The organism is Streptomyces sp. NPDC012510 (assembly GCF_042955065.1).
GTDB lineage: Bacteria > Actinomycetota > Actinomycetes > Streptomycetales > Streptomycetaceae > Streptomyces.
In genome coordinates, this window is sequence record NZ_JBIBEN010000059.1 from 1 (window position 1) to 4,440 (window position 4,440).

The 4,440-nt window shown below is 67.0% G+C and carries 5 protein-coding genes; 4 read left to right on the top strand and 1 reads right to left on the bottom strand.

The window, feature by feature from the left end; translation table 11 throughout:
- From ACFY9I_RS42140 to ACFY9I_RS42155, 4 genes are all read left to right on the top strand, one after another.
- Positions 1-896, top strand: an 896-nt coding sequence (locus ACFY9I_RS42140; RefSeq protein ID WP_391012737.1) for a hypothetical protein, incomplete at its 5' end; no start/stop codon positions are given.
- Positions 893-2,086 (top strand): hypothetical protein, encoded by a 1,194-nt coding sequence (locus ACFY9I_RS42145; protein ID WP_391012740.1) that lies wholly within the window; start codon positions 893-895, stop codon positions 2,084-2,086. The genes ACFY9I_RS42140 and ACFY9I_RS42145, both read left to right, overlap by 4 nt.
- On the top strand, positions 2,083-2,658 hold the full coding sequence (locus ACFY9I_RS42150) for a hypothetical protein (RefSeq protein ID WP_391012742.1): 576 nt from the start codon (positions 2,083-2,085) through the stop codon (positions 2,656-2,658). Before ACFY9I_RS42145 ends, ACFY9I_RS42150 begins: the two co-directional genes overlap by 4 nt.
- Before the next feature lie 118 nt (positions 2,659-2,776).
- Positions 2,777-3,343 (top strand): hypothetical protein, encoded by a 567-nt coding sequence (locus ACFY9I_RS42155; protein WP_391012745.1) that lies wholly within the window; start codon positions 2,777-2,779, stop codon positions 3,341-3,343.
- Here ACFY9I_RS42155 and ACFY9I_RS42160 read toward each other — a convergent pair.
- Positions 3,261-4,091 carry an IS5 family transposase gene (locus ACFY9I_RS42160; protein ID WP_391012747.1) on the bottom strand — a complete coding sequence of 277 codons (831 nt, stop codon included), beginning with the start codon at positions 4,089-4,091 and terminating at the stop codon, positions 3,261-3,263. The genes ACFY9I_RS42155 and ACFY9I_RS42160 overlap by 83 nt on opposite strands.
- Positions 4,092-4,440: the final 349 nt, after the last annotated feature.

Genomic DNA, 4,440 nt, shown 5'->3' on the forward strand with positions numbered 1-4,440 from the left:
CCGGTCTACCTGCCAGCGGCCAGCAGAAGCCGACCTACCGACCGGAGATGCTGTCCGCCCACAGGCCAAGATCAAGATCTACAGCTGGAGTACTAGATAATCCCGAGGCCGAAGCAGGGGAACTCCAGCAGAAACTGCACGCATTCAGGGGCCTGGTCCAAGGACGATCCCGAGCGATCCGCGAGATCATCACACAGAACGACATCGTCGCCGCCATCGAGATCGGCAAGCTGGACACGCGTGACCTGGCCGAGCGGATCCGGCTGGTGTGCGACAAGGCTTTCTCCATTCTTCGTCAGATCCAGGAGCTGGCGACGGATCTGGATCGCATGATCACAGCCGTTAACAAGTACGTGAGCGTCCGCACTGACCTGGTGCAACTCCTGCGCCGAGAAGCCCGTCTGGACCGCAAGGCCGAGCTGCACACTGCGAGTCTGGTGCGCGCCGCGCGGACCTCCACCGTCAAAGATCTCGCCAGTCTGTGGGACGGAATCCACTTCGCCGCGGCCCACGCCTGGCTGGATCCCGCCGCAATCGAAGCCGCAGCCAAGGAACTTCTTCTCGAACCCGTCCAGGACATTCTTCCGGACCGGCCCAATCGCCAGGCCGCGCCCCTCCCGGAACCGAAGGACGAGGCTCTGCGCGCCATCGCCGATGAACTGCTTGGCGAACTGGACGAGATGGATTTGACCCCCATCCTCCTGTCCCGCTCGTGGCGCAGCGGTTCCGAACTGTTCTGCAACCTGCTCGAACTCTCGGCCCTGGACACCCGCTACCGCCTCCACAGCCGGAAGGGGCCACCGCAGCACGGCGACCCCGATCCACGGAAGAGACGCCCGTCATGGGTGACACCGATGAGTCTGCGCCGCGAACCCGACCGGAAGGACGCCCCGTGACCGAGGACGAGACCGCGCGAGCCCTGGCACTATTGCGCCACTCCGGCGGGGCACTGCCCACCGTCGGACTGCCTCTCACCGATATGGAACAGGCCGCCACGGCTGCTGGGTTGCGTGTCCACCTCGTCGACGACCCAGTCAGCGGATCGCTTGCGGTACTCGGCTGGTCCGGAGGGGAACCGGCGGCTTCCACCGAGAGCCCCCGGCTTCCCAGGAACCGGCTCAACCCCAAGGAAGTGGTCACCTTCGTCGCCGCCTACGCCCTTCTCACCCAGCGGCAACAACTATCGGTGATCCCTCTCGTCGATGTCGTCGCCTTGCTGCGCGCCTGTACGGACAAGAATGCCCATACCTGGGCCGTACCCGCGCTGGAACGTGCCCTGCCCCAAGCGGGCCTCCTGCGTCTCCATCCCGATCGCACGGTGCGTCTCGGCCCTGGAGCCAGCACCCTCGATCCGTCCACCCACGCCGTGCTGAACAGCGCCGCAGTGCGGTTGCGGCGCCACCGCGCCTACCCTCACCAAGGAGACGAGAGCCACAGCGCACCGCCAGTGCCTACACCGGAAATCACCACAGCCAAGGCGTCCTGGTACGAGAACGACGCGGTGGACTGTGTCCGAGCCCTGGAAGCGGCAGATGCACCACTGCCCGCCCGCGACTGGCAACAGTTCGAGGAGCCCGCCACGAGGAGAGAAGTCGAACGTCTCCTGGCCGGCATCGGCCGCACACTCGTTGAGGCAACCGCGGTCAGTGACAGCGGGCGCAGGGAAGTGATCGGATACATCAGCGGCTGGCACCCCGCCGTCACACCAGTCCTCAAGGCGCCTTTGGGCGGGCTGACGGCCACCAACCTAGCGGCGCTGGCCCTGGTCTACCTCTACGACCGACTGATTCCCGAGTCCGGCGGAGCCCCTGCACGCCGAACGATCGAGAGCCGCCTGCGGGATCACAAGGGGCCCGACGGGCGAGACTGCCTCAAGGGAGGGGACATCGCCGAAGCGCTGTCTCGGCTCAGGGCCCTCGGCCTGATCGATTCCCGCAACCGCATCCAGGAATCACTCCTGCAACGCCTCACCCCCGAGCAAGATCAGAGGCTGAGGGAGAACGTCCTCATGCTCGCCGACCCGGGCAGCCTCGTTGCCGACGAGCTGCGTCGCCGGCGCACCAATGAAGCGGGAGCTGCCGCGTGACCGAGGAACCGCAACTCGCCATGACTCTGAAGGCGTTGGGAGCCGTAGGGGCCAAGCCGTTACGGCTGTTCCAGCTCGTCCGTATCGGGCGCCACACCAGCAGTATCATCCCCGTCAGCCACGCTGATGTCACTCTCCTCACCGGCACCGGTCCCGAGGGCGGTTCCAACGGAGGCGGGAAGTCCATGATGGCCAGTGCCATCGCCCTGGCGAACGCGGACGCGGATTGGCTGCGCGGCGGCATCGGACACCACGCCAGGAACCTTCTGTTCAATCAGAACGCCGCCGAGACCAAGCAACTCGTCGATGCGCCCAGTGGCTACATCGCCAGCGTGTACTGGAAGGAAGGCGAGCCCCGCACCAGCGCAGTCACCGTGTGGATGCGCATCCAGCGAACCGAGCCCTTCGTCCAGGTCAAGTTCGCCCCGGGTATCCGTTTGGCGCTCGGAGCCACGGAGCTGGAGTGCGCCACCCACGCAGCGGAAGTGTGGAACGACCTCCCTGGTCCCGCCCTGACCTCCGGCAAATACGCCGAGAAGCTCTTCGGCAACGGCACCCGCTGCCTCGCTTAGTGCGTTGTGGCAAAGGGAGTGCCTGTTCGATGAGCAGGGGCTTCTTCGTGTGCGGGGCATGATCGCGGCGGGGTAGGGGCAGGCAGCGGGCGGCTTGTTGTTGATCGAGGAGGTCGCGATGCCGTCGGTGCTGGGGTTGATGGAACAGCGTGAGGCGCGGGCGAGGCAGGATCTGGAGTCCTGGACGGAGGTCCTGGAGCAGGCTCAGGCGGAGGTGGATGCCGCGCGGGAGCGGGTCGAGCGGGCCCGGGTGGGGCGTGAGGAGCTCGTGTCGGTGCTGGCCGGGGAGAGCCCGGTGAATACGCCGGTTTCCGTGCCTTCTGGTGGTGAGATGGCTGCCGCCGTGGGATCGGGCGGCCCCGGCGCGGGGCATGGCGAGCGGCCGCCGGTGTGGCGGTCGGGCATGGGCGAGGAGGTGCTCAGCGGCCTGTATCGGGAGGTGTTCGCCGCGGTGGCGGCCGCTTCGGGGCCGGTGAACGGGGTGGAACTGACGCGGGCGGTGGGCCGGGAAGCGGAGATCAAGAACGAGGTGGAGAAGATCCGTCACCGTGCCTACGTGCTGGAGAAGCGGGGCTGGCTGGTGCGGGCGAAGGACGGACGGTTCATGCCCGCGCCCGGGGCAGCCGGCCGGGGCGCTTCTCCGGCCAGCGCGGAGCGTCTGCGGCCAGGCGCCTCGACAGCCTGATCACAGCAGCCCACCACACCATCTGCTGGTGGTGGTCGGGGCGGCGTTCGTGGTCGCGGTTGAGGCGGCGTGAGCGGGCCAGCCAGCTCAGCGTCCGCTCCACGACCCATCTGCGGGCCAGTACGACAAATCCGCGTTGTCCGTCGGATCGGCGCACGACCTCGATCCGGACTCCGTGACGGGCGAACGCCTTCGCCAGTGCCGGCCCCTGGTAGGCACTGTCGACCCACACCAGCTTCAGCGGCCGGCCCGGCTGCTGCATGAACGTCTCCAGCAGCGCGGGGGCGGCCTTGGAGTCGTGCACATCGGCCGTGGTCACGGTGACCTCCAGGAGCAGGCCCTCGGTATCGGTCAGGATGTGACGCTTGCGCCCGTCACGTGACTTGCCGCCGTCGTATCCGCGGCTGTCCTCGCCGACGGTCTCGGAGGCGTCCACCGACTGACTGTCGATGATTGCCGCACTGGGCTCGGCATTGCGGCCTGAGCGTTCCCTCGCCGAACGTCGCAGGCGTTCGTACAGCTCACGCACGTAGTCGTAGGACCGCCAGCGGCGGAAGAAGTCGTAGACCGCCCGCCAGTACGGGAAGTCGACCGGCATGGCCGTCCACTTCACACCGTTGTCGACCAGATAACGCACAGCGTCGAGCATCTCGCGGTGGCAATACGCCTCCGGACGCCCGCCTCGCTTGAGCAGCCACGCCGGCACCGGCATCGCCGAGCGGACCTCGGCCCACTCCGCATCCGTCATGTCACTGGGATAGCAGGCTGCCCGCCGTCCCGGAGCGATCGAACCGAACCGGTGCACGTAGCAGTCACACTCAGGGGTGACCGCGGTGGGCGCAGGCACAGAGATGCTGCTCAACTGATCGGGCAACGGGCTTCCTTGGTCGTGCTGGTGTCGTAACCGCGTCACTACCAAGGGGCCCGTTCTCTCATGCCCGCGACCGCACCCGAACCTCCGTCCAGATGATCACCCGCGCCGCACACCTCAAACGAAATCCGGTTAACCTCGAAGTTTCGTGACGGTCCGCCGACGGAGTCGGTGGACTGTTTTCGTGCTGTGGGCTGAGGTTGTGCATGCTCAGGACCCGAGTGTC